This is a genomic window from Rhizobium sp. PAMB 3182 (genome assembly GCF_052908355.1).
This window is the reverse complement of record NZ_CM128607.1, coordinates 1525204-1548705: the sequence shown is the minus strand read 5'-3', so window position 1 is coordinate 1548705 and position 23502 is coordinate 1525204. Positions and strand designations below refer to the sequence as shown.

Genomic DNA, 23502 nt, shown 5'->3' with positions numbered 1-23502 from the left:
GGAACGAAAGGCGGGAGGCCGGGGAGGAAATGAACTTCAGGCGGCCGGTTGCTCCCGGCAGTCGGCAAAGACCGCTTGGAACGTCTGGTCGAGCACCGTCATCTTGGTCGCCTGCGCCTGGTAGTATTCCTGCCGGAATGCCGGTGATATCCAGATCGGCGAGCGTCCCGGACGCTCGCTCCAGCCGATGGCGCCGATCGCCTCCGCGGCGGCGAACTTGCGGCCGACATGCGAACGCGACAGGCCGAAGGCGCGTGCGAGGTAACCGAGCGAGGTGACATCCGTCAGCAGGCGGATGCCGTCCGGCATCGTCTGGCCGGCAGCGCTGCCGACGATCAGCCGGTCCATCACCAGGCCGCCATCGTCCATCCAGGTGAAGATCGAGTAGATCTTGCCGGGAGAGCGGATCTCGGGGCATTCGAGCAGCAGGCGGGCGAGCATCGGCTGCAGCGCCGCGATGTTGCCCGTGACGTCGCGCATGAAGTAGGCGCAGCGCGTGCCGCCATCCACCTTGTCGAGCGCTGCAAGGTGCAGAATGTACCAGCGGCCGAGCAGATCGAGTGTCTGCGGCGAAGGCTCGTAGGGCTGCAGCATGCGCTGGCTGACACCTTCCACCGGCCGGATGACGCCATAGTGTATGGTCTCGAGAAAGAAGCTGATGGCGGTGTTGCGGCTGGCGATGCGGTATTGCAGCGCGGCCTTGACGATATCGCGCCGGTTCATCGCATGGCGGCCCTCCGCCAGCCCGGCAAAATAGATACCGAGCGCCAGATGCGAGAGAAACCACCGTTGCTGCGTCGCGAAAAGCGCAGCCAGACGCGGCGCCGCGTCATGAACGCTGATGAAACCGCGCGCCAGCTCGCCTGCAATCTGGTCGAAGCCGTCGCTGGCAGCGACCTGCTCGATACTTCCTAAAGACCAAGTCACTTTATCCGCCGCGACAGGTTATATTGATGAATTCGGCTAATGCCGGAAATATGCTGAACTTGAATTTGACAATGCTACGAGAAAATTCTTTTGTCACCAAAGACCTATTATCGTGCTTAATCGCGGTGGCACACCGCGCGGTCCCCGGCAAGGTGGATATGGCGTTTTGTCAAAAATGGGCGGATGAAGTGCCGCAATGGAGAGCGATGCATTCGCAACCGTGACCACCGGCAGGGCGCGCGGGCGTCACGATACTGAAGGCTGATGCATCAAGGGAGTGAAATGGTGCCGCTTACGTGACTCGAACACGTGACCCCATCATTACGAATGATGTGCTCTACCGACTGAGCTAAAGCGGCCCTTTAAATGCCGGCGGCGCGGGGCCGGCGGCTGGCGTGAGGGGCTGATAACCGCAAAGCGGGCGGAATTCAAGTCATGAGTTTCGCCCGGCTTTAAAAAATTCGTGGAGAGCCCGCAATTTTCGGTCGCGCGCTCTCAGCCGGATGCATCAGGCGCAGAGTCGTGCTCTGGCGTCCCGGTATTCGCGTTCGAGCCGCGCCACCAGACCTTCGACGGAGGTGACGTCCTTGACCGCGCCGATGCCCTGGCCGCAGCCCCAGATATCCTTCCAGGCCTTGGCACCGGTGACAGCGCTGTCGAAATCCATCGTCTTCAGGTCGCCTTCCGGCAGATGGTCCGGGTCCATGCCGGCGGCGATAACCGAGGGTTTCAGGTAGTTGCCGTGCACGCCGGTGAAGTAGTTGGAATAGACGATGTCGTCCGCCTTGCTGTCGACGATCATCTGCTTGTAGGCGTCGCTGGCGCGGGCCTCATGCGTGGCGATGAAGGGCGAGCCGATATAGGCCATGTCGGCGCCGGCGGCCCGTGCCGCGAGGATCGCGCCGCCATTGGCAATCGCGCCGGCAAGCAGCAGCGGCCCGTCGAACCATTCACGGATTTCCTGGAGGAGGGCGAAGGGCGAAAGGCGTCCGGCATGGCCGCCCGCGCCGGCGGCAACCGCGATCAGCCCGTCGGCGCCCTTGCGGATCGCCGAATTGGCATGGCGGTTGTTGATCACGTCGTGCAGCACGATGCCGCCATAGGAATGGACGGCCTGGTTGACCTCCGGTACGGCGCCGAGCGAGGAGATGACGATCGGCACCTTGTACTTCACGCACATCATCAGATCGTGCTCGAGGCGCTTGTTGGAGGTGTGGACGATCTGGTTGACAGCGAAGGGTGCAGCCGGGCGCTCCGGATGGGCGGCATTGTGTGACGCCAGACCTTCGGTGATTTCGGCCAGCCATTCGTCGAGCTGGGATTCGGGCCGGGCATTCAGCGCAGGAAACGCGCCAACCACGCCGGCCTTGCACTGGGCGAGCGTCAGGGCCGGATGGGAAATGATGAAAAGCGGCGAGGCGATGACCGGCAGGCGCAGGTTCTCGCTGAGCAGTTTGGGAAGCGCCATGTCTCCTCCGACATAATTGACGTTTACGCGAACGTCAAAATCTCTAGCAGAGGCGACCGCGAAGGGAAAGCCCAATTCGCCGCCGGGCCGGTCGGGAATGCGGAGGACCCGGCGCGTGCGCCCTTGCCGATCCCCCGGTATTTCCAAGGGGACAAGGAAGGGCCGGCAGTATCGAGAACTTGATACGGCCGGACTTTGCGTCTACCGGTTCTTGGAATGCTATGTTCGGCAAGGCAAGGGTTTCTTCGTGACGGGATTGGATGCGGCGATCAGAAATGCGCTGGAGCGGGCGAACCGCTCCGATCCGCGCGTTCGAGCCAAGATTTATCAGTCGGCGCGCCGGGCGCTCGAATCCGGCCTGGAAAAGCAGGGCATCGATGACCCGGTCACGATTGCCGCGCAACGCGGTCGCCTCGAGCGGGTGATCGCCGCAATCGAGCAGGAAGAAGAGTTGCTGCTGCCGACCGAGCCGGAAGAGGCTGAGGAGCCGACGCCGGAAGAGACCTATCCGCAAGCCGCGCCCGAGCCTCAGCCGGAACGCCCGGCACCTGCACGGCCGGCGCCGCCGAAGCCCGCTTATCCCGAGCCCGAAGTATCGCACGACGCCCCGCCCGCCGCCGACAAGGGCTGGTTCGACGCGCCTGCGCCGGGCACATCCCGGCGAACCCCGCCCCCGGTTGCCAACGACCTTTCCGCGCTCGGCGCGGCCGAAGCCCGCCCGATGGCAAGCGGCCGGCCGCCGCTGGCTGCGTCGCTCGATCTGCCCGCCACGCCGTCGGCCAAACCGCGCCGCAGCCGTGGCGTCTTCTCGCGCATCTTCATGTCGTCGGTCGCCGTCGCGTTCGTCGGCATCGGTCTCTGGTGGGCTGTGGATACCGGTCTTCTCGGCGGTGGAACGGCTGACGACGCGCCGCAAAGCCCGACGCCGCAGGTTGCGGACGAGGATTTCGACGGAACCGGCAAGCCGCAGACGGTCGGCATCCAGACCGGTTTCTCGTCCGAATGGATCGAACTCTTCACACCGCAGAACATCTCCGTCCTGAATGCCCGGCAGAACGCCACCATCGATCCGGTGGAAACCAGCGCCGGTCCGGCGATCCAGATGACCTCGACCAGCGCCGACGATGACGGATCGGTGACGGTGACGATCCCGCCGGCGATCCTGAGAGCCATGGCCGGCAAGCGCTCGACGGTGGCGCTCACCTTCCAGTCCTCCTCAGAGAACAACGTGCAGGTGTCCGTACAGTGCGATTTTTCGACGCTCGGCGGCTGTGGCCGGCATCGCTTCACCGTGGCGCAGGAAAAGACCGACACGCTGTTCCAGATCGAGTTCACCCGCTCGCTGACGCCGAACGCACCGGGCAAGCTGATCATCAATCCGGATCTCGCGGCCAAGGGCAACGGCATCAATCTCTATGCGGTGAGGCTGCTGCCCGGCCGGTGAGAGCCGCTACTTCAGGAAATCCGGTCCCTGGCCGAGGATCTTGTCGTCGATCTCGCCGATCACCTTCAGGTCGCGGTCGTCATAGTCCAGAGACAGCAGGATGTGGCGGATCAGGTTGATGCGCGCGCGGCGCTTGTCGTTCGCCTTGACGATTGTCCATGGCGCATCCTTGGTGTGGGTCTCCTTCAGCATGCGGTCGCGCTTTTCGGTGTAATCGTCCCACTTCGACAGTGCGGCGATGTCCATCGGTGACAGTTTCCAGACCTTGAGCGGATCGTGGCGGCGGTCGTGGAAGCGCTTGATCTGCATTTCCTGGCCGATGTTCAGCCAGAACTTGAAGAAGAAGATACCGTCGTCGACCAGCATCTCCTCGAAGCGTGGCACCTGCTTGAGAAAATGCTCGTACTGGTCCGGCGTGCAGAAGCCCATGACCGGCTCGACGCCGGCGCGGTTGTACCAGGAGCGGTCGAACATCACGAACTCGCCGGTCGTCGGGAAATGCTCGACATAGCGCTGGAAGTACCATTGCCCGCGTTCGATGTCGCTTGGCTTCGGCAAAGCCACGACCCGGGCGTAGCGGGGATTGAGATAGGCGCGGGTGGCGAAGATCGAGCCGCCCTTGCCGGCCGCATCGCGCCCCTCGAAGACGGCCATCACGCGCTTGCCCTTCTCCTGCATCCAGAACTGCATCTTCACGAGCTCGACCTGGAGCGCTTCGAGTGTCTTCTCGTATTCGCCCTTGTCCATCTTCTCCTTGTAGGGAAAGTCGCCCGATTCGATTTCGTCCTTGTCGGCCCAGTCGGGCAGCTTGGGATCGTCGATGTCGAAGATGCGCTTCTTGCCGCTGACGGTCAGTTCCACAGCGCGGCTCTCCATTACATCGCTCATGGCGGTTCCTCTCCAAGGTGTTGATCGTTGTGAGAAAATCGATCGCCGCATGTGGCCATATCCTTGCGGCGAGTTCAAGATGCCTTGCAGATAGCCCTTGGCACCCGCTCTGGCGCGGACAAAAAACTTCTGTCATGAAAAAGGGATAACAAGGGCCTTCCGCACAATGAAGTGGAAGTGGGGAATGTTGCAGCGACCGGACCAACCAGAGACCAGAGAAGAGACCGCGAGCGTTGCGAACGTGCTTGCCGTGCGCCTGCGCTTGGCCGCCTGGCCTTTGCTGGTGCTCTCCTGCTTCGCCGTCCTGCTGGCGGTGATCAGCCCCGGCTGGCCTCTCGTTCTCGTCCTGTGGTTGGCCGCCGCGGTCGCGCTTGTCGCCATGCCGGCCGGCCGCCGGCTGGATGAGGCCAAGGGCCATTCGGCGGAAGAACGGCGCAACTGGGGCGGCGATGTCCGTGGCGTTCGCGCCGCCTTGTCGGCAATCGACATGCCGCTCTTCCTGCTTGACCGCGATCTGACGGTCGTCTTTCAGAACGAGGCGGCGCTGAAGGCCTTCGGCGAACTGACCGAAGGCGCGCATCTTTCCGCCCGCATCCGCTCGCCCGGCATTCTCGACATGGCGCGCGACACGGTGACGAGCGGCAAGGTCAACCAGACCGAACATTTCGAGCGCCTGCCGTCGGAGCGCAGCTTCATCGTCTGCGTCAAGCCGTTGATTGTTCCGGGCGAAGCGAGGCCCGGCCTCTTTCTTCTTTCCTTCCGCGATGTCTCCGAGTTGCGCCGTCTCGATCGCATGCGCTCCGATTTCGTCGCCAATGCCAGCCATGAGCTGAGGACGCCGCTCGCGTCGCTGCGCGGCTTCATCGAGACGATCCAGGGGCCGGCGAAGGACGATCCCAAGGCGCAGCAGCGCTTTCTCGGCATCATGCTGGAGCAGGCGACGCGGATGAGCCGGCTGATCGACGATCTTCTTTCCCTGTCGCGGTTGGAGCTGAAATCGCATATCGCCCCCGACGCCAAGGTCGACCTCGTGCCGCTGCTCGGCCAGGTCACCGACGGGCTGAAGCCGCTGTCGGAGGAGCTCGGCATCGACATCGTCCTGCACCTGCCGGAAAAACCTGTCGAGGTGATCGGCGATCGGGACGAACTCGTGCAGGTGTTCGAGAACCTGATTGAGAACGCCTGCAAGTATGGCCAGGAAGGCAAGCGGATCGATGTCTACCTGAGCGAGGGAGGCGGCAAGCCGACCGAGGTCAATGTCGTCGACTACGGGCCGGGGATTCCCGCCGAGCATGTGCCGCGCCTGACCGAGCGCTTCTACCGCGTCAGCGTTGAGGACAGCCGGTCCAAAAAGGGCACCGGTCTCGGTCTGGCAATCGTCAAACACATCCTCACGCGCCATCGCGCCAGGCTGCTCGTTTCCTCGGAAGTCGGCAAAGGCGCCAAGTTTACCGTCCGTTTTTGACATGTTGACGGGCAGGTGATTTGTCTTGGAAAATAATATTGTTTATTTTCAATATCTTAAGCTGTCACAAAACTTTCACCGAACTGACATAAAAGGGTGGCGCTGGAGCGGATATGACAAGCGGGCCGGGCGCCGGAAAGGTCAACAATCCAGCGCCGCAGACCAGGGGGATGAAGAAGCGTTCCTTGGGTTGCAGCGACGGAAAACGCCAAGCCGTCAACTGTTGTCCGGCCCCGACAGGCACCATTCGCGGTGCTTACAAGATCGAATTCCAAGAGGAGCGACCTCAATGAAAAACTTCTTCCGTCCAATGGCCTATGCCGTGGCAGTGGCTGCCTCCGCAGGCTTCATGTTCTCCGCCGCCCAGGCTGCCGACATCTCCGGCGCTGGCGCTACCTTCCCTTACCCGATCTACGCAAAGTGGGCTGACGCCTACAAGAAGGAAACCGGCATCGGCCTGAACTACCAGTCGATCGGTTCCGGCGGCGGTATCAAGCAGATCAAGGCGAAGACCGTCACCTTCGGTGCTTCCGACGCTCCGCTTTCCGGTGATGAGCTCAACGAGATCGGTCTCGCACAGTTCCCGATGGTCATGGGCGGTATCGTCCCGGTCGTCAACGTTGAAGGCCTCAAGCCGGGCGATCTGGTTCTCGACGGTACGACCCTTGCCGACATCTTCATGGGCAAGATCACCTCCTGGGACGACGAAGCCATCAAGAAGCTGAACCCGGACGTCACCCTGCCGTCGCAGGCGATCGCCGTCGTTCACCGTTCGGACGGTTCGGGCACCACCTACAACTTCACCTACTACCTCGCTGACGTTTCCGCCGACTGGAAGGAAAAGATTGGCGTGGACAAGGCTGTCGAATGGCCGGTCGGCATCGGCGCCAAGGGTAACGAAGGCGTTGCCAACAACGTTGCGCAGACCTCGGGCTCCATCGGCTACGTCGAGTATGCTTACGCCAAGCAGAACAAGATGACCTATGCCGACATGCTCAACAAGGACGGCAAGAAGGTTGCTCCGACGGCTGAAGCCTTCGCTGCTGCCGCCGCCAATGCTGACTGGAACTCCAAGCCGGGCTACGGCGTCATCCTCGCCAACCAACCGGGTGCTGAATCCTGGCCGATGACCGCTGCCACCTGGATCCTCGTCTACAAGCAGCCGGAAGACGCTGCTGCGACCGGTTCGGCTCTGAAGTTCTTCGACTGGTCCTACAAGAACGGCGGCAAGATGGCCGACGAACTCGACTACGTCGCGATGCCGGAAAGCGTCGTCAAGAGCGTTGAGGAAATGTGGGCCAAGGACGTCGTCGGTTCTGACGGCAAGCCGCTCTACTCCGCAATGTAATTGCTCAATGGAAGAGGGGCGAGAACTCGCCCCTCTTTTTCTTTCGGTTCCAGGCCTGCGAAGGGGAATAGCCGCATGTCGATGGCAGCAGTCACAGATCAACAAATGGCAGGTCGCCGCGAAAAGGTCGTCCGGCGCTTCGCTCTGACCGATGCGGTCTTCCATGCCGTTTCCCGCGCATCCGCTGTCATTGTCCTCCTTCTTCTCGGTGGTGTTGCGGCCTCGCTGTTCATCGGATCGTGGGACGCTCTTTCCAAGTTCGGCTTCTCCTTCCTTGTCACCGAAAGCTGGAACCCGGTGAAGGAAAACTTCGGCGCCGCTGCTCCGATCTACGGCACGATCGTCACTTCCGCGATCGCCATCCTGATCGCCGTGCCGATCGGCATCGGCATCGCCATCTTCCTGACCGAGCTCTGCCCGCGTCCGCTGCGCCGACCGATCGGCATCGCCATCGAGCTGCTCGCCGGCATTCCGTCGATCATCTACGGTATCTGGGGCCTGTTCGTTTTTGCACCGTTCATCCAGACGAAGGTTCAGCCCTTTGTCATCGATCTTTTCCACGACGTGCCGATCCTCTCGAGCCTTTTCGCCGGCCCGCCCTACGGCATCGGCCTGCTGACCTCCTCGCTGATCCTGGCGATCATGGTCCTGCCGTTCATCTCGTCGATCACCAAGGATGTGTTCGACACGGTGCCCTCGGTGCTGAAGGAATCCGCCTACGGCATCGGCTGCACCACCTGGGAAGTGATGAAGAACGTCGTCGTTCCCTACACCCGCGTCGGCATCATGGGCGGCGTCATGCTCGGCCTCGGCCGCGCTCTGGGCGAAACCATGGCCGTCACCTTCGTCATCGGCAACGCCCACCGCATCAGCGCCTCGCTCTTCGCGCCGGGCACGACCATTTCGGCGACGATCGCCAACGAATTCACCGAAGCGGACGGCGAAATGTACACGTCCTCGCTGATCGCTCTCGGCCTGATCCTCTTCATCATTACCTTCATCATCCTTGCCATCGCGCGCTACATGCTGATGCGCATCGAGAGCAAGAAGGGAGCCTGACCGATGTCCTCGATCTATCCCCGTCGCAAGATCAAGAATACCGTGATGATGACGCTCTGCGTCGTCGCCGCCGGCATCGGCATCATCTGGCTTGCGCTCATTCTCGGCGCGCTGGTCTACAAGGGCGCCGCCGGTCTGAACCTGCAGGTCTTCACCGAAATGACCCCGCCTCCGGGTGAGGAGGGCGGTCTTCTGAACGCCATCGTCGGCAGCTTGATCGTGACCATCATCGCGATGTTCGTCGGCACGCCGATCGGCATCCTGGCCGGCACCTACATGGCCGAGTACGGCCGCTTCAGCAAGCTGACCATGGTCGTGCGCTTCATCAACGACATCCTGCTGTCGGCACCCTCGATTGTCGTCGGCCTGTTCATCTATGAGATCGTGGTGCGCCCGATGGGCCACTTCTCGGCGCTGGCCGGATCCTTCGCGCTCGCCGTCCTGGTCATCCCGGTGGTGCTGCGCACGACGGAGGACATGCTGAGCCTCGTGCCGAACGCGCTGCGTGAAGCCGGTACGGCGATCGGCGCACCGCGCTGGATCGTCATCCGCTCGGTCGCCTACCGCGCCGCTTCGTCGGGCATCGTCACGGGCATCCTGCTCGCCGTCGCCCGCATCTCCGGCGAAACCGCGCCGCTTCTATTTACCGCGCTCAACAACCAGTTCTGGAGTTCCAACCTTAATGCTCCGATGGCGAGCCTGCCGGTGACGATCTTCCAGTTTGCCCTCAGCCCCTATGAAGAATGGCAGCAATTGGCCTGGACCGGCGCATTGATCATAACCATGACCGTCTTGGGTTTGAGCGTAATTTCCCGTAGCCTGACCGGACGCAGAGAGGACAGATGAGCCAGATGCTTTCCCTAGACAAAGTCGCGCCACAGAAGGCCGCCGAAAAGACGAAGATCGAGATCAAGAATCTCAACTTCTACTATGGCAACAGCAAGGCCCTGAAGGACATCAGCCTGTCCCTGCCGGAGCGCAGCGTCACGGCCTTCATCGGTCCGTCGGGCTGTGGCAAGTCGACCCTGCTGCGCGTCCTGAACCGGATCTACGAGCTTTATCCGAAGCAGCGCGCCGAGGGCGAAGTGCTGATCGACGGCGAGAACATTCTCGACAAGTCGAAGGACCTGAACCTGCTGCGCACCAAGGTCGGCATGGTGTTCCAGAAGCCGACCCCGTTCCCGATGTCGATCTACGAGAACATCTCCTTCGGCATCCGCCTGTACGAGAATCTCAACAAGAGCGAGATGGACGAACGGGTGGAAGCTGCCCTGACCCGCGCCGCCCTGTGGAACGAGGTGAAGGATAAGCTGCATGCCAGCGGCCTCAGCCTGTCCGGCGGCCAGCAGCAGCGCCTCTGCATCGCCCGCACCGTTGCCGTCAAGCCGGAGATCATCCTGCTCGACGAACCGGCCTCCGCTCTCGACCCGCTCTCGACCGCCAAGATCGAGGAACTGATCGACGAGTTGCGCGCCGACTACACCATCGTCATCGTCACGCACAACATGCAGCAGGCTGCCCGCGTCTCGCGCCAGACCGCCTTCATGTATCTCGGCGAGCTGGTTGAATTCGACGAGACCGCGAAGATCTTCACGTCTCCGAAGGAAAGCCGCACGCAGGACTACGTCACCGGTCGCTTCGGCTGAGCCGCAGCCGCGCTGAAGCCTGCCTCAAGATATCAGGGAACACCAAAATGCCCTCGACACAACAGCATCTCATGTCGGCCTACGACGATGAATTGAAGTTCCTGCAGCGCCGGATCTCCGAAATGGGTGGTCTCGCCGAGCAGATGGTCAGCGAATCCGTGCAGGCGCTGGTCACCGGCGACCTGGCACTTGCCCAGAAGCTGATCTCCGACGACGTCGTCCTCGACGTTGGCGAGCGCGAAATCGGCGACGCCGCCGTCGTCACGATCGCCCGTCGTCAGCCGGTTGCGGCCGACCTGCGCGAAATCATGGGTTCGATCCGCATCGCGGCCGACCTCGAGCGCGTCGGCGACCTGGCGAAGAACATCGGCAAGCGCGTCATCGCCGTGCAGGGCACGGGTGTTCCGCGCAAGCTCGCCCGCGGTCTCGAGCATCTGTCCGAGCTTGCCTCGGTGCAGCTCAAGGAAGTGCTTGACGTCTATACCAGCCGCTCGGCGGAAAAGGCCAAGTCGATCCGCGACCGCGACGAGGAGATTGATGCGATCCACACCTCGCTGTTTCGCGAACTCTTGACCTACATGATGGAAGATCCGCGCAACATCACCACCTGCACGCATCTTCTCTTCTGCGCCAAGAACATCGAGCGCATCGGCGATCACGCGACGAACATCGCCGAAACGATCTACTACATGACGACCGGCAGCCAGCCGGAAGGCGAGCGTCCGAAGGACGACAACACGTCCACCATGGGCGTGACGTCCGAGTGACGGCTCGATAAGTTGGAGAACCGTGAATGGTCCCGAAAATAGCGGTTGTTGAAGACGAGGAAGCTCTGAGCGAGCTTCTTCGCTACAATCTGGAATCCGAGGGCTACGAGGTCGAGGCGATCATGCGCGGCGACGAGGCGGAAATACGCCTCAAGGAGCGCGTGCCCGACCTTCTGCTTCTCGACTGGATGCTGCCGGGCGTTCCCGGCATCGAGCTTTGCCGTCGCCTGCGCATGCGCCCGGAAACGGAGCGCCTGCCGATCATCATGCTGACGGCACGTGGCGAGGAAAGCGAACGCGTCCGCGGTCTTTCGACCGGCGCCGACGACTATGTCGTCAAGCCGTTCTCGATGCCTGAACTGATGGCCCGCGTCCGCGCCATGCTGCGGCGCGCGCATCCGGAAGTTCTCTCCGCCGTCCTTCGCTGCGGCGACATCGAGCTCGACCGGGAAACGCATCGCGTCCACCGCAAGAGCCGCGAGGTCCGCCTCGGCCCGACCGAGTTCCGGCTTCTGGAGTTCCTGATGGCCTCTCCGGGCCGCGTGTTCTCGCGCTCGCAGCTGCTGGATGGGGTCTGGGGCCACGATATCTATGTCGACGAGCGCACGGTCGACGTGCACGTCGGACGTCTGCGCAAGGCGCTGAACTTCTCCAACATGCAGGACGTCATCCGCACCGTTCGCGGTGCCGGCTATTCCATGGAAGTCTGAGCTTCGACCAGTCCGCGCTCCGGAAATTTAAAGCCCCGCCCATTGCCGGCGGGGTTTTTCATTTGGCCGAAGTGCGGATGCGGAAACGAAAAACGGGCCCCGAAGGCCCGTTCATCATGATCAGTCGATTGACGCCGCAGCAATCAGTTCGCGGCCGCCGCGCGACGACGGTCGCTGCTGGTCGGCTGGTAGGCGAGGCGGGCGTGATAGTTGCAGTAGGGAGATGTGTCCGGGGACTCGCAGCCGCAGAAGTGGAAGTCGTCCTGCAGCGGATCGCCGACCGGCCATTTGCAGGTGCGCTCGGTCAGTTCGGTCAGGGCCAAGCGGCGGGAGATCGGCACGACGACGTTCGAGGCAGGAACGTATCGGAGTTCCTGGATCGCGTTGATCTCGACCTCTTCCTTCAGTGCCGTGGCGCCGGCCGTACGGGTGACGGTGCGGGTCGTGACGCGGGCCGCGTAGTTCGGAGCCTTCGGGGCGGTGACGGCTCTCTTGACCGTGCGCGCTGCCGAGGATGCGCCGCCGGACTTGGCCCGTCCGGGAAGATTGAGACGGTGAACCTTGCCGATGACGGCATTGCGGCTGACGCCACCGAGTTGTGCGGCGATCTGGCTGGCGCTCAGCCCATCCGCCCACAATTTCTTAAGCTTTTCAACGCGTTCGTCTGTCCAATTCATTGGGTCTTCTCCGCCTGCAGTCCAATGCATGGCAGAATCCTTCACCGTGTCCCGAATTCCTCCGGGACGGAGTACGCCTCTTGTACTGCCGGGTGACTTTTTTCCGCCAAGCGCAAATTCTTAATGCACGTTTAACCTAGTGCCAGCCTGACTCCGTGACAAGAGTCGCCGGAATCATCGTGATTCGATTTCGCAGTTTTCCCCAACTTGCTTCTTTTCACTTTTTTGCCTGGCGATGGATGCGAGGCCATCCTTCGAATTTGATGCGGGCGCCGCGATCGCCTGATTTTACAGGTGATTTGTTGACATCGGCGACCTATATGATGATAGTGCGGCAACCGCCCAAAAGGCGGTCTTTTTTATTTGTGCCCAGCCAACAAAGCCCAGGAAAGGTCAGCGCCATGGCTCAGAACGGTCCGCTCTACGATACCTATGCAAGAGCACCTCTGCGCTTCGAGCGAGGCGAGGGGATCTGGCTCGTCACCGAGGACGGCCAGCGCTATATCGACTTCGCCGCCGGCGTTGCCGTGAATTCGCTTGGCCATGCGCATCCGCATCTGGTCGAGGCGCTGACGACGCAGGCCGGCAAGGTCTGGCACCTGTCGAACGTCTACGAGAACCCCGGCCAGGAAAAGATGGCCGCGCGCCTCTCCGCCGCGACCTTCGCGGACAAGGTGTTCTTCACCAATTCGGGCGCCGAGGCGCTGGAATGCGCGATCAAGACGGCCCGGCGCTACCAGTATGCCAACGGACATCCGGACAAGTTCCATATCATCACCTTCGAGGGCGCGTTCCACGGCCGTACGCTCGGCACGATCGCGGCTGGCGGTAACGCGAAATATCTCGAAGGCTTTGGCCCGAAGGCGCCCGGCTTCGACCAGGTTCCTTTCGGCGATCTCGATGCCGTCAAGGCCGCGATCACGGACGCGACCGCGGCCATTCTCGTCGAGCCCGTACAGGGCGAGGGCGGTGTCCGGCCGGCGTCCAAGGAATTCCTGCAGGCTTTGCGCGCTATCTGCGACGAGCACGACCTGCTGCTGATTTTTGACGAGGTGCAGACCGGCGTCGGCCGCACCGGCAAGCTCTTCGCCTACGAGTGGGCCGGCATCACGCCGGACATCATGGCGATCGCCAAGGGTATCGGCGGCGGCTTTCCGTTCGGCGCCTGCCTTGCGACGGCGGAAGCCGCGTCAGGCATGGTCGCGGGCACGCATGGCTCGACCTATGGCGGCAACCCGCTGGCCATGGCCGTCGGCAATGCCGTCCTGGACGTCATCCTCGCCGATGGCTTCCTGGAGCATGTGCGCGACGTGGCACTCGTCTTCCGCCAGGGGCTCGCTTCCCTGAAGGATCGCTATCCCGATGTCATCGAGGATTTCCGCGGCGAAGGCCTGATGCTTGGCATCAAGGCAAAGATCCCGTCCGCGGAGCTGCTTGCTGCAATGCGCGAGCAGCATGTTCTCGGCGTGCTTGCGGGCGACAACGTCGTGCGCCTGCTGCCGCCGCTTATCGTCAGCGCGGAAGAAGCCCGCGAAGGACTGGCGCGCATCGAGCGTGCCGCCGAGGCGCTTCATTCCGCTCATATCAAGAAGTCCGCCTGAGGCGGCCAAGCGAATTCTGACAGGTTATCATGGCAGCTCCCAAGCATTTTCTCGATCTTTCCGCGGTCTCCTCGGAGGAACTCAGGGGTATTCTGAACGACGCACGCACGCGCAAGGTGGCGACGAAGGACGGAACGGCTGACAAGCCGCTTGCCGGCAAGATGCTGGCGATGATCTTCGAAAAGCCGTCCACTCGCACGCGCGTCTCCTTCGATGTCGGCATGCGCCAGCTCGGCGGCGAGACGCTCTTCCTGTCGGGAACCGAAATGCAGCTCGGCCGCGCCGAGACGATCGGCGACACGGCCAAGGTGCTGTCGCGCTATGTCGACGCCATCATGATCCGCACCACCGACCACAAGCGCCTGCTCGAGCTTGCCGAGCATGCGACGGTGCCGGTGATCAACGGCCTGACGGACGACACGCATCCCTGCCAGATCATGGCCGACCTGCTCACCTTCGAGGAGCACAAGGGGCCGGTCGCCGGCAAGACCATCGCCTGGACCGGCGACGGCAACAACGTGCTGCATTCCTTCGTGGAAGGTGCGGCCCGCTTCGGCTACCGCATGAACATGGCCGTGCCGCTGGGATCCGAGCCGCACGACAAGTTCCTGAACTGGGCGCGCAATGAAGGCGCTGAAATCATGCTCTGCCACGACGCCGAGAAGGCCGTGTCGGGGGCCGACTGCGTCGTCACCGACACCTGGGTCTCGATGAACCAGGAGCACAAGGCGCGCGGCCACAACATTTTCCAGCCCTTCCAGGTCAACAAGCAGCTGATGGGCCGGGCGAAGGACGATGCGTTGTTCATGCATTGCCTGCCGGCGCATCGCGGCGAGGAAGTGACCGACGACGTGATCGACGGACCGCAGTCTGTTGTCTTTGATGAGGCGGAAAACCGCCTGCATGCGCAGAAGTCCATTCTGGCCTGGTGCCTCGGGGCCATCTGATACGGCGCCGCCTCGTTTCGCGCGCCGAAACTTAAGGAGTATCCGCCATGGCGGAAGAAACCACCAAGCTCGGCGAATTCGGATTCGCCGGTGATGATCACGTCGTGCCTTTCCAGGTGGAAGGGCTCGACGTTCGCGGTCGCGCCGTCCAGCTCGGCCCGATGCTCGACGCCATTCTGGGCCGCCATGACTACCCCGTGCCGGTTGCCCGGCTTCTGGCGGAAGTCATCACGCTCACCGTGCTCATCGGCACGTCGCTGAAGTTTGAAGGCAAGTTCACCGTCCAGACGAAAAGCGACGGTCCGGTCGACCTGCTCGTTGCCGATTTTTCGACGCCCGACAGCATGCGCGCCTATGCCCGCTTCGACGAGGAGGCCCTTGAGCTTGCCATCAGCGAAGGCATGGCCGAGCCCGAGCAGCTGCTTGGCACGGGCGTCCTCGCCTTCACCATCGACCAGGGTCGCTTCAGCCAGCCCTATCAGGGCATCGTCGCGCTCGACGGCGCGTCGCTGGAGGAAATCGCCGGCACCTATTTCCGCCAGTCGGAACAGATCCCGACGCATATGCGGCTTGCCGCGGCCGAGCTCTACGATCGTGACGAGGACGGCAAGGCCCGGCATACCTGGCGGGCCGGCGGCCTCATCGTTCAGTTCCTGCCCGAAGCGCCGGAGCGCATGCGCCAGCCGGATCTTCCGGGTGGTGATGGCGACGACAATGCCTTGCCGATGTTCGAAGACGATGCCTGGATGGAGGCCCGCACGCTCGCCGAAACGATCGATGCGGACGAATTGACCGATCCGCAGGTAGGCTCGGAGCGGCTGCTGTTCCGGCTGTTCCACGAACGCGGCGTGCGGGTCTTCGAACCCCAGCCGGTATTCGATCGCTGCTCCTGTTCGCGCGAGAAGATCGGCGGCGTGCTGAAGGGCTTCTCGGCAGAGGAGATCCTGGCGAGCGAGGAAGACGGCAAGATCGCGGTCACCTGCGAGTTTTGTTCGACGACCTATGTGTTCGACGCCAACGAGGTGATCGAATAAGGCCGGTCCGCTGCTGCTTCGGGCTTTCTTGGCCGAGAACGTCGGGCCGCGCCGGCCGGAGATGCGCTGCCTGCGACATAATATTTCTTGATAAATGATCTCATGATATTAAGGCTGCAGCAAATCTGATGGCCCGGCAACCTGCCGGCCATCGCCAACGATCCGGAGTTGACCCGATGAAGGAACGCATGACCATCGCCGTGGCCGCCATTGCCATTCTGGCCGGTACGGCCTTTAGCGCCGCGACAGCCGCTGACGTCAAGACCTACGAGATCACCTTGAGCAGCGAGAGCTTCAGCCCTCAGCAGATCAGCGCGAAGGCAGGCGAACCGTTCCGCATCAAGCTCCACAACAAGACGGAGTTGCCGGTTGAGCTGGAGTCGGGCGCGCTCGGTTTTGAAAAGATCGTCGAAAGCGGCCATGACATCGTGGTGAACGTGCGGGCGCAGGAGCCTGGCACCTACGACTTCTTCGACGACTTCCATCCCAAACAGTATGTCGGCCACGTCGTCGTCGAATAATGTGACGGAGGAAGAGGCATGCTGGGCGCACTGGTCATTGTTTTCCGCGAGATTTTTGAAGCCGGCCTGATCGTCGGCATCGTGCTGGCCGCAACCCGGTTGGTTGCCGGCAGCCGCTGGTGGATCGCCGCCGGTGTTGCCGGAGGCATCGCCGGAAGCGTGGTGCTGGCCGCATTTGCCGGCGTCGTCTCCGAATGGGCGGATGGCTTCGGGCAGGAGCTCTTCAACGCCGGCATCCTGGCGATCGCCGCCGTCATGCTGATCTGGCACAATCTCTGGATGGCGCATCACGGGCGTGAACTCGCCGCCGATCTCGCCGCCACCGGCAAGGCGGTCAGCGACGGGCAGCGTTCGCTGGCAGCGCTTGCGCTGGTCGTCGGCATCGCTGTCCTGCGCGAAGGCGCCGAAATCGCGCTCTTCATGTACGGCATCATCCTCGCCGGAGGCGACAGCTGGTCGTCGCTGGCGCTCGGATCGGCACTCGGCCTCGTTCTCGGAGCCGGCGTCTCGGCGCTCACCTATTTCGGCCTCGTGAAGATTCCGATGCGTCACCTGTTCTCGGTGACGAGCGTTCTCATCACCTTCCTCGCCGCCAGCATGGCGTCGCAGTCGGCAGCCTATCTGGAACGCGCCGGCAAGATCGACTGGCTGTCCGCGACCGCGTGGGACACGTCCTGGCTTCTCGAGGAAGGCAGCATTCCGGGCCGTCTGATGCACACCATGTTCGGCTACTCCCAGCAGCCGAGCGAGTTCCAGGTCCTGGTCTATGTCGTGACGCTAATTGCGGTCGTCGTCGCCACCCGCACGCTGGCAGCCCGTGGGCACCAGCCTGCCAGCCATGCGAATGCCGGATAGTCCTCCCGACCGGAGGCGCGGCTGTTAAACTCTGTCAGTTGAGGGTGCGGGTCATGTCCGGCGTGTCGAGCGAGAAGGCCGGAATGTCGACCTCGAACAGTTCGCCCTCATCCGTCGACATCTGGTAATGGCCGAACATGACGCCGGACGGAGTGTCGAGCGGGCAGCCCGATGAGTATTCATAGGAATCGCCTGGCGACAGCCGCGGCTGTTCGCCGACGACGCCGGGACCGCGCACTTCATCGACCTGGCCGTTCTGGTCCGTGATGTGCCAGTAGCGGCTGATCAGCCGGACGGATATGTCGGAATTGTTGGAAATGACGATCCGGTAACCCCAGACATAGCGGCTGTCTTCCGGATCGGACTGTTCCTCCAGATAGTAGGGCTCCACCACAACTTCTATGTCCCGTGTCAGCGCGCGATACATACCGGACACCTTCCTTAAGATTTCATAAACGATATCGTATAGCCTGCCGGTTGCGTCAAGCCGGATGCCCGTACTCAAGTATTAAAAACCAGAAATGAACGCGGTTTTTGCCGTTAATCATAATAGGTTAGGTTAATATGTGCGTGCTCATAGGCAAGCCGGTTTTCGGGGTGCGGATGAATAAGGCAAGGGGAGGGAGACGCATGCTCGACGGTGCAATCAGAAAGCGCATCGATCCGCACCTGCGGCAGACGGGCGAATGGCTCGCGGAACGGGGCGTCGGCGCGGACACCATGACGTTGATCGCTTGCGGCCTGGGCCTCTTCTCTGCGGCCCTTGTTGCCTCCGGTCACGGCTGGCTGGCACTGCCGTTTCTGCTTGCCAGCCGGCTTGGAGACGGTCTTGACGGCGCCATTGCCCGTGCAACGCGCAAGACCGATTTCGGCGGCTTTCTCGATATCGTCCTGGACTTCGTGTTTTACGGCGCCGTCCCTCTCGCCTTCGTCATCGCCGACCCGGCGCGAAACGGCATTGCCGGCGCCGTCCTTCTGTTTGCCTTCTATGTCAACGGATCGAGCTTCCTCGCCTTTGCCGTCATGGCCGAAAAGCGCCGGCTGACGACCGATGCGCGCGGTGAAAAATCGTTCTATTTCACAACGGGACTGGCGGAAGCGACGGAGACGATCGCCGTCTTTGCGATTGCCTGCCTTTGTCCGGACTGGTTCTGGTGGTTGGCCTATCTCTTCGCGGCGCTTACGCTTTATACCGCTGCCGCCCGCATCCTCTTTGCCAAGCGCATCATGCGGGAGGAACGGCCGGGGCATGAGTGACGCCCCGGCGGTCTGATATGTGGGGTCAGTATTTGACCTTGTCCAATGCCTGTTCGAGATCGGCGACCAGATCTCCGCCGTCCTCGATGCCGAGCGACAGGCGCACGGTTCCGGGCGAAATGCCGAGTTCGGCCCGGGCTTCGTCGGTGAGGTTCTTGTGCGTGGTCGTCGCCGGATGGGTGATCAGGCTTCTGGTGTCGCCGAGATTGTTGGAAATCTTGATGATCTGCAGGGCATCCTGCATCGCGAACGCCGCTTCCTTGCCGCCCTTCAGCTCGAGGCAGACGAGCGTGGAGCCGGCCTTCATTTGCTTTGCAATGATATCGGCCTGCGGATGGTCCTTGCGGCCGGGATAGATGACCTTGGCGACGGCCTTGTGTTCGGCGAGGAAGTCGGCGGCTTTTGCAGCATTCTCCGTCTGCTGCTTGACGCGCAACGGCAAGGTTTCCAGACCCTTCAGCAGCACCCAGGCATTGAACGGCGACATCGCCGGCCCGGTGTGGCGGAAGTAGTCGTGCAGGTTCTCGTCGATCCACTTCTTGGAGGACAGCACGATGCCGCCGAGGCAGCGGCCCTGGCCGTCAATGTGCTTGGTGGCCGAGTAGACGACGACGTCGGCGCCGAGTTCGAACGGCTTCTGGAAGAGCGGCGTGGCAAAAACGTTGTCGACGATCAGCGTGGCGCCGACCTGCTTGGCGAGCTTCGAGACGCCGGCGATGTCGACGACTTCCAGCGTCGGGTTCGTAGGGCTTTCCAGGAAGAAGACCTTGGTGTTCGGGCGAACGGCGGCTTCCCAGTTGGCGAGATCACGACCGTCAACCAGCGTGCAGGTCACGCCGTATTTCGGTGCGAGCGTCTCGATGATCCAGCGGTTGGAGCCGAACAGCGCGCGGGCCGCGACGATGTGGTCGCCGGCCTTGACCTGGCAGAGGATGGAGGACGAAATGGCGGCCATCCCTGATGCGGTGGCGCGCGCGTCTTCGGCGCCTTCCATCATGCACATGCGCTTTTCGAACATGTCGTTGGTCGGGCTGCCGTAGCGGGCGTAGATATAGCCTTCGGTCTCGCCCTTGAAACGGGCCTCGGCCGACGCCGAGTTCTCATAAAGGAAGCCCTGCGTCAGGAAGATCGATTCCGACATTTCGCCGAACTGCGACCGGATCGAGCCGCCGTGAACGAGTTGGGTTGCCGGTTGCCAATTCTTGCTCATGCCATGATCACTTTCCAAAACAAAAAAACCGGCCGCAAAAGCAGACCGGTTTCAACCCGGTCTTTTTAGCCACTTGTTTAACGTGGCTGCAAGCCGACCGGCCAAATCACCACGGGATAAGGAGCCAAATACTCCCCATCACCGCTTGCGTCAATTCCTCGAGTTTGGTTTTGTGCCTGACACTTCAAGGACGGGACATATGGCAAGACAGACGGGCATTCTGGCGGACGGCGCCATTCGCGAACTTTTCGAGGCCGGCAGGCTGAAGAGCCAGGCGGAACTCGACATCGACCAGGTGCAGCCGGCAAGCCTCGACCTGCGTCTCGGCGCCAAGGCGTTCCGGGTGCGGGCAAGCTTCCTTCCGGGCCCGAGCCACCTTGTCTCCGACAAGCTCGACCGGCTGAAACTGCATGTTATCGACCTCTCCGAAGGCGCGGTGCTGGAGACGGGCTGCGTCTACATCGTGCCGCTGATGGAAAGCCTCGATCTGCCCTCCGGCATGTCGGCTTCCGCCAATCCGAAGAGCTCCACCGGCCGTCTCGACATCTTCACCCGCGTCATCACCGACTACGCCCAGGAATTCGACAAGATACCGGCCGGCTATTCCGGTCCGCTCTATCTGGAAATCTCGCCGCGCACCTTCCCGATCGTCGTGCGCAGGGGCTCGCGCCTGTCGCAGATCCGCTTCCGCATCGGCCAGCCGCTCTTGAGCGAGACCGAATTGCTGGCGCTTCACAGAAGCGAGACTCTGGTCGCCAGCGACACGCCGAACGTGTCCGGCGGCGGGATCGCGCTGTCGATCGATCTCAAGGGTAGTGCCGACGACGGCCTGATCGGCTATCGCGGCAAGCATCACACCGCCGTCGTCGATGTCGACGAGAAGGCGGCCAACGAGGTGTTCGATTTCTGGGAACCGCTCTACAGCCACGGCCGCGAGGAACTGATCCTCGATCCGGATGAGTTCTATATCCTGGTATCGCGCGAAGCCGTGCACGTGCCGCCGCTTTATGCCGCGGAAATGACGCCCTATGACCCGCTGGTCGGCGAGTTCCGCGTTCACTATGCCGGCTTCTTCGATCCCGGCTTCGGCCATGCCGGCGCCGGCGGCACGGGATCGCGCGCCGTCCTCGAGGTGCGCAGCCACGAGGTGCCGTTCATCCTCGAGCATGGCCAGATCGTCGGGCGTCTTGTCTACGAACACATGCTGGAAAAGCCGCATTCGCTTTACGGCTCCGGCCTTGGCTCCAACTATCAGGCGCAGGGCCTGAAGCTCTCCAAGCATTTTCGCACCTGACATCATCGCCGGAGACGCAGAACCGGACTTCTCACGGCTCCGCGTCTCCGTGTTTCAGGCAGCCGAGTAGCGCATTGACAGGCCGGCACTCTTTCGCCGCTCCGGGCCCTCGTAGGCGCTATCGTGCTTTTCGTCGCGCGTCCTGAACCGGGCGAGCTTCTCGTGCAGATGGTTGACCCGTGCGGTCAGGTCGTGGATTTCGCGTGAACTGTCGATCACCATCTGGGTGTTTTGCGTCGTGATCTGCTCGATTTCGGAGATCGCGTGATTTACCTCGGTCAGTTGCGCGGACTGCTCCGTCGTGTTGCTGGCGATGATGGAGACCAGCCCGCTGGTTTCGGAGATCTGCTCGATGATCGCGGTCAGGACAGTGCCGGTCTCCTCCACCAGGGAAACGCCGGACTTCACCTGGTTCGAGCTTGCCGAGATCAGGTGCTTGATCTCCTTGGCGGCATGTGCGCTACGCTGCGCCAGTTCGCGGACTTCCTGGGCGACGACGGCAAATCCCTTGCCGGCTTCGCCGGCGCGTGCGGCCTCCACTCCGGCATTGAGCGCCAGGAGATTGGTCTGGAAGGCGATGTCGTCGATCACGCCGATGATCTGGCCGATCTGGCTGGAGGATGAGTTGATGGCCCCCATCGCCGCCACCGCCTGCCGAACGACATTGCCGGATCGCTCCGCCTGCATCTTGCTTTCCTGGGCGGCGTGCATGGCGCGTTGGGCATTGTCGGCCGTCGAGCGCACGGTCTCCGTCAGGATGCGCAGAGCGTTCGAACTGGTCTCCAGCGAACGGTTCTGCTCTTCGGTGCGGGCGGCGAGTTCATCGGAGGTGAAAGCGAGGGCGTCGGCACTGCCGTTGATTTCACGCGACGTGGTGCGAATGTCGGACATCGTCTTGCGCATCATCTCCACGGTGTCATTGAAGTTGCGTGCCATCGGCCGAAAATTCTCGGAAAGATCGAGGGACATGCGCTTTTCGAAGTCGCCGTTCGCCAGGTGGTCGAGCGCCGCCGAGAGGGCTTCCAACGCGGCCGCCTGCTCCTGGGCGATGCGCGCCCGCTCGAGGTTCTGCGCCTCCTCCTCGTCGGCCTTCATCGCAGCGACCCGCAGCTCTTCCTGCCGCTCGCGCTCGCTCTGCTCGCTGACCATGACGAAGATGCCACGGACGGAATCGGCCATCGCGCCGATTTCATTCCTGCCGAGCGAGGGTATCGAATGGATGTCGCCCCGGCCGGCAAGCAGGTCGCGCATGGCCTGGGTCAGGGCCTTCAGGGGGCGCAGGACGGTTACGGCCAGCGACGCCGGAATGAGGATCGACAAGGTGGCGGCAATTGCGATGGCGGCCAGAAGCAGGATCACCTTGTGGTGGATGTCATCGCTAAGGCCGTCGGCGATCGTGCCGACCTCGGCCAGCGATGCTTCCTGAAGGGCGATCATCTTGCTGATCCGCTCGCTTGCATCGGCAAACCAGGCGGCGGGATCGAGGCCGGACAAGTCCGCTTCGCTGCCACGCCTGATCAGGTTGTCGCGCATTCCGTCGAAGCTCGTGAATGCTTCCTGCCTGAAGGTGGCGCCGGCCTCAGCGCGTCTGTCTGCGTCCTGCAGGGCGAGGAAGCGATCCATCAGCACCGATTGTGCGCCGCCGAACTTGCTGAAGGCCGTAAACTGTCCGTCCGCGAACTTGCCGGAGCTGATGATGCCGGCGCCCATGCCGCGCTCCTGGCCCGCCAGTTCGCTGGCCAGCATGAGTTCGTTGACGGCCATCAGCTGAAACGTCACATCCGAATGAAAGGCAAGCCCGGTCAGGTCGGTGTTGAGCTGCAGCATCTTGCCGATCAGGCCGGTATAGAAGCCGAAGGCATCCTTGCCGGGAAGCGCTTGGCCGTCGATGGAACTCCGGATCGTGCCGATGCGGGCAAGCTCCGTCTCGATCTCGCCGATCAGTGCCGGGACGCTGACATCGGCGACCGCGAGCTTTTTGGCGACGGACGCTAGATTGCCCGCGACCACGTCGGTCGCCGCTCGCGCCTTGCGCATCGGCTCGCCCATCTTTGCGCCGGCGGAGCCGATGAAGCCGGCCGTGGTGCCGCGCTCGACCTGGAGCGTCTCGATCAGCCGCCCGATCTGGGCGACGTCGCGGCTGACCTCGGCGATCAAATCCATGTTGCTTTGCGCACGCCACATGTCACGCACAATGATAACGGAAAGAAACAGGGCCACCGTCGCCGGTATCATGACGGCCAGCCAGAAGCGCTTGCTGACCGAAATGTCGGAAATTGTCATGCCATTACCCCCGAATGAGCCGATCTGACGAATACTGTGCATTTTGTCTTGGGGGGCCGTTTGGGAGAGAAGATATTTTATAAATGCCTAATACACCTTTA

22 protein-coding genes, 1 tRNA gene and 1 riboswitch are annotated in these 23502 nt (G+C 62.3%); of the genes, 15 read left to right on the top strand and 8 right to left on the bottom strand.

What is annotated here, in order from left to right:
- Positions 1 to 36: 36 nt before the first annotated feature.
- From ACU5AZ_RS07710 to ACU5AZ_RS07700, 3 genes are all read right to left on the bottom strand, one after another.
- Positions 37 to 927: a hypothetical protein gene (locus ACU5AZ_RS07710; RefSeq protein ID WP_446825423.1), complete on the bottom strand. Its 891-nt coding sequence runs from the start codon at positions 925 to 927 to the stop codon at positions 37 to 39.
- 283 nt (positions 928 to 1210) lie between these two features.
- Positions 1211 to 1286 (bottom strand) — tRNA-Thr (locus ACU5AZ_RS07705).
- A 149-nt stretch (positions 1287 to 1435) separates the two neighbouring features.
- Entirely contained in the window at positions 1436 to 2395 is a 960-nt protein-coding gene (locus ACU5AZ_RS07700) for an NAD(P)H-dependent flavin oxidoreductase (RefSeq protein WP_446825422.1), read from the bottom strand.
- 247 nt (positions 2396 to 2642) lie between these two features.
- On the opposite strand from ACU5AZ_RS07700, the gene ACU5AZ_RS07695 reads away from it, so the two are divergent.
- Positions 2643 to 3839: a hypothetical protein gene (locus ACU5AZ_RS07695; protein WP_446825421.1), complete on the top strand. Its 1197-nt coding sequence runs from the start codon at positions 2643 to 2645 to the stop codon at positions 3837 to 3839.
- A gap of 6 nt (positions 3840 to 3845) precedes the next feature.
- Here the strand turns inward: ACU5AZ_RS07695 and ppk2 are convergent, their stop codons facing one another.
- On the bottom strand, positions 3846 to 4727 hold the full coding sequence (gene ppk2 / locus ACU5AZ_RS07690; RefSeq protein WP_446825420.1) for a polyphosphate kinase 2: 882 nt from the start codon (positions 4725 to 4727) through the stop codon (positions 3846 to 3848).
- Between the two features lie 184 nt (positions 4728 to 4911).
- Here ppk2 and phoR point away from each other — a divergent pair, with 184 nt between their 5' ends.
- The 7 genes from phoR to phoB all read left to right on the top strand — a co-directional run bounded on the left by phoR (position 4912) and on the right by phoB (position 11722).
- A complete protein-coding gene (phoR, locus tag ACU5AZ_RS07685) occupies positions 4912 to 6192 on the top strand; it encodes a phosphate regulon sensor histidine kinase PhoR (RefSeq protein ID WP_446825419.1) in 1281 nt (426 codons plus the stop codon).
- A gap of 289 nt (positions 6193 to 6481) precedes the next feature.
- Entirely contained in the window at positions 6482 to 7540 is a 1059-nt protein-coding gene (pstS, locus tag ACU5AZ_RS07680) for a phosphate ABC transporter substrate-binding protein PstS (RefSeq protein WP_446825418.1), read from the top strand.
- A gap of 105 nt (positions 7541 to 7645) precedes the next feature.
- Positions 7646 to 8599 (top strand): phosphate ABC transporter permease subunit PstC, encoded by a 954-nt coding sequence (gene pstC, locus ACU5AZ_RS07675; protein WP_446825417.1) that lies wholly within the window; start codon positions 7646 to 7648, stop codon positions 8597 to 8599.
- Positions 8600 to 8602: 3 nt separating this feature from the next.
- The gene (gene pstA, locus ACU5AZ_RS07670; RefSeq protein WP_446825416.1) at positions 8603 to 9445 is read left to right on the top strand and encodes a phosphate ABC transporter permease PstA; all 843 of its coding nucleotides are present in this window, start codon (positions 8603 to 8605) and stop codon (positions 9443 to 9445) included.
- On the top strand, positions 9442 to 10245 hold the full coding sequence (pstB, locus tag ACU5AZ_RS07665) for a phosphate ABC transporter ATP-binding protein PstB (RefSeq protein WP_446825415.1): 804 nt from the start codon (positions 9442 to 9444) through the stop codon (positions 10243 to 10245). The genes pstA and pstB overlap by 4 nt, the downstream gene beginning before the upstream one ends.
- A gap of 47 nt (positions 10246 to 10292) precedes the next feature.
- Positions 10293 to 11012 (top strand): phosphate signaling complex protein PhoU, encoded by a 720-nt coding sequence (gene phoU, locus ACU5AZ_RS07660; RefSeq protein WP_446825414.1) that lies wholly within the window; start codon positions 10293 to 10295, stop codon positions 11010 to 11012.
- Positions 11013 to 11038: 26 nt separating this feature from the next.
- Complete coding sequence (gene phoB, locus ACU5AZ_RS07655) at positions 11039 to 11722, top strand: phosphate regulon transcriptional regulator PhoB (RefSeq protein ID WP_261931294.1); 684 nt, start codon at positions 11039 to 11041, stop codon at positions 11720 to 11722.
- Positions 11723 to 11865: 143 nt separating this feature from the next.
- On the opposite strand, the gene ACU5AZ_RS07650 is transcribed toward phoB, so the two are convergent.
- Entirely contained in the window at positions 11866 to 12399 is a 534-nt protein-coding gene (locus ACU5AZ_RS07650; protein WP_446825413.1) for a GcrA family cell cycle regulator, read from the bottom strand.
- 401 nt (positions 12400 to 12800) lie between these two features.
- On the opposite strand from ACU5AZ_RS07650, the gene ACU5AZ_RS07645 reads away from it, so the two are divergent.
- From ACU5AZ_RS07645 to ACU5AZ_RS07625, 5 genes are all read left to right on the top strand, one after another.
- Positions 12801 to 14000 (top strand): acetylornithine transaminase, encoded by a 1200-nt coding sequence (locus ACU5AZ_RS07645; protein WP_446825412.1) that lies wholly within the window; start codon positions 12801 to 12803, stop codon positions 13998 to 14000.
- A 29-nt stretch (positions 14001 to 14029) separates the two neighbouring features.
- Positions 14030 to 14947 (top strand): ornithine carbamoyltransferase, encoded by a 918-nt coding sequence (gene argF / locus ACU5AZ_RS07640; RefSeq protein ID WP_446825411.1) that lies wholly within the window; start codon positions 14030 to 14032, stop codon positions 14945 to 14947.
- A gap of 47 nt (positions 14948 to 14994) precedes the next feature.
- A complete protein-coding gene (locus ACU5AZ_RS07635; RefSeq protein ID WP_446825410.1) occupies positions 14995 to 15981 on the top strand; it encodes an Hsp33 family molecular chaperone in 987 nt (328 codons plus the stop codon).
- 176 nt (positions 15982 to 16157) lie between these two features.
- A complete protein-coding gene (locus tag ACU5AZ_RS07630) occupies positions 16158 to 16502 on the top strand; it encodes a cupredoxin domain-containing protein (RefSeq protein ID WP_446825409.1) in 345 nt (114 codons plus the stop codon).
- Between the two features lie 18 nt (positions 16503 to 16520).
- Positions 16521 to 17357, top strand: coding sequence for an FTR1 family iron permease (locus tag ACU5AZ_RS07625; protein ID WP_446825408.1), 837 nt, complete (start codon positions 16521 to 16523; stop codon positions 17355 to 17357).
- 34 nt (positions 17358 to 17391) lie between these two features.
- Here ACU5AZ_RS07625 and apaG read toward each other — a convergent pair whose 3' ends face one another.
- The gene (gene apaG, locus ACU5AZ_RS07620; protein ID WP_446825407.1) at positions 17392 to 17784 is read right to left on the bottom strand and encodes a Co2+/Mg2+ efflux protein ApaG; all 393 of its coding nucleotides are present in this window, start codon (positions 17782 to 17784) and stop codon (positions 17392 to 17394) included.
- Between the two features lie 203 nt (positions 17785 to 17987).
- Between apaG and ACU5AZ_RS07615 the strand changes: the two genes are divergently transcribed.
- Positions 17988 to 18614 carry a CDP-alcohol phosphatidyltransferase family protein gene (locus ACU5AZ_RS07615; protein ID WP_446825406.1) on the top strand — a complete coding sequence of 209 codons (627 nt, stop codon included), beginning with the start codon at positions 17988 to 17990 and terminating at the stop codon, positions 18612 to 18614.
- A gap of 25 nt (positions 18615 to 18639) precedes the next feature.
- On the opposite strand, the gene ACU5AZ_RS07610 is transcribed toward ACU5AZ_RS07615, so the two are convergent.
- A complete protein-coding gene (locus ACU5AZ_RS07610) occupies positions 18640 to 19824 on the bottom strand; it encodes an O-succinylhomoserine sulfhydrylase (protein ID WP_446825405.1) in 1185 nt (394 codons plus the stop codon).
- Positions 19825 to 19868: 44 nt separating this feature from the next.
- Positions 19869 to 19947: riboswitch (SAM riboswitch) on the bottom strand.
- A gap of 76 nt (positions 19948 to 20023) precedes the next feature.
- Here ACU5AZ_RS07610 and ACU5AZ_RS07605 point away from each other — a divergent pair.
- Complete coding sequence (locus ACU5AZ_RS07605; RefSeq protein WP_446825404.1) at positions 20024 to 21118, top strand: 2'-deoxycytidine 5'-triphosphate deaminase; 1095 nt, start codon at positions 20024 to 20026, stop codon at positions 21116 to 21118.
- A gap of 54 nt (positions 21119 to 21172) precedes the next feature.
- Here the strand turns inward: ACU5AZ_RS07605 and ACU5AZ_RS07600 are convergent, their stop codons facing one another.
- Complete coding sequence (locus ACU5AZ_RS07600) at positions 21173 to 23401, bottom strand: methyl-accepting chemotaxis protein (protein WP_446825403.1); 2229 nt, start codon at positions 23399 to 23401, stop codon at positions 21173 to 21175.
- Between the last annotated feature and the right edge of the window lie 101 nt (positions 23402 to 23502).

Excerpts from the sequence above, each read along its gene's own strand:
- ACU5AZ_RS07650 (WP_446825413.1), bottom strand. The coding sequence starts at position 12,399 with ATGAATTGGACAGACGAACGCGTTGAAAAGCTTAAGAAATTGTGGGCG.
- ppk2 (WP_446825420.1), bottom strand. The coding sequence starts at position 4,727 with ATGAGCGATGTAATGGAGAGCCGCGCTGTGGAACTGACCGTCAGCGGC.
- argF (WP_446825411.1), top strand. The coding sequence starts at position 14,030 with ATGGCAGCTCCCAAGCATTTTCTCGATCTTTCCGCGGTCTCCTCGGAG.
- pstA (WP_446825416.1), top strand. The coding sequence starts at position 8,603 with ATGTCCTCGATCTATCCCCGTCGCAAGATCAAGAATACCGTGATGATG.
- pstC (WP_446825417.1), top strand. The coding sequence starts at position 7,646 with ATGGCAGGTCGCCGCGAAAAGGTCGTCCGGCGCTTCGCTCTGACCGAT.
- phoB (WP_261931294.1), top strand. The coding sequence starts at position 11,039 with ATGGTCCCGAAAATAGCGGTTGTTGAAGACGAGGAAGCTCTGAGCGAG.
- ACU5AZ_RS07630 (WP_446825409.1), top strand. The coding sequence starts at position 16,158 with ATGAAGGAACGCATGACCATCGCCGTGGCCGCCATTGCCATTCTGGCC.
- phoR (WP_446825419.1), top strand. The coding sequence starts at position 4,912 with ATGTTGCAGCGACCGGACCAACCAGAGACCAGAGAAGAGACCGCGAGC.
- ACU5AZ_RS07635 (WP_446825410.1), top strand. The coding sequence starts at position 14,995 with ATGGCGGAAGAAACCACCAAGCTCGGCGAATTCGGATTCGCCGGTGAT.
- ACU5AZ_RS07600 (WP_446825403.1), bottom strand. The coding sequence starts at position 23,401 with ATGACAATTTCCGACATTTCGGTCAGCAAGCGCTTCTGGCTGGCCGTC.
- ACU5AZ_RS07645 (WP_446825412.1), top strand. The coding sequence starts at position 12,801 with ATGGCTCAGAACGGTCCGCTCTACGATACCTATGCAAGAGCACCTCTG.
- ACU5AZ_RS07625 (WP_446825408.1), top strand. The coding sequence starts at position 16,521 with ATGCTGGGCGCACTGGTCATTGTTTTCCGCGAGATTTTTGAAGCCGGC.
- ACU5AZ_RS07610 (WP_446825405.1), bottom strand. The coding sequence starts at position 19,824 with ATGAGCAAGAATTGGCAACCGGCAACCCAACTCGTTCACGGCGGCTCG.
- ACU5AZ_RS07605 (WP_446825404.1), top strand. The coding sequence starts at position 20,024 with ATGGCAAGACAGACGGGCATTCTGGCGGACGGCGCCATTCGCGAACTT.
- pstB (WP_446825415.1), top strand. The coding sequence starts at position 9,442 with ATGAGCCAGATGCTTTCCCTAGACAAAGTCGCGCCACAGAAGGCCGCC.
- apaG (WP_446825407.1), bottom strand. The coding sequence starts at position 17,784 with ATGTATCGCGCGCTGACACGGGACATAGAAGTTGTGGTGGAGCCCTAC.
- ACU5AZ_RS07615 (WP_446825406.1), top strand. The coding sequence starts at position 17,988 with ATGCTCGACGGTGCAATCAGAAAGCGCATCGATCCGCACCTGCGGCAG.
- phoU (WP_446825414.1), top strand. The coding sequence starts at position 10,293 with ATGCCCTCGACACAACAGCATCTCATGTCGGCCTACGACGATGAATTG.
- pstS (WP_446825418.1), top strand. The coding sequence starts at position 6,482 with ATGAAAAACTTCTTCCGTCCAATGGCCTATGCCGTGGCAGTGGCTGCC.
- ACU5AZ_RS07700 (WP_446825422.1), bottom strand. The coding sequence starts at position 2,395 with ATGGCGCTTCCCAAACTGCTCAGCGAGAACCTGCGCCTGCCGGTCATC.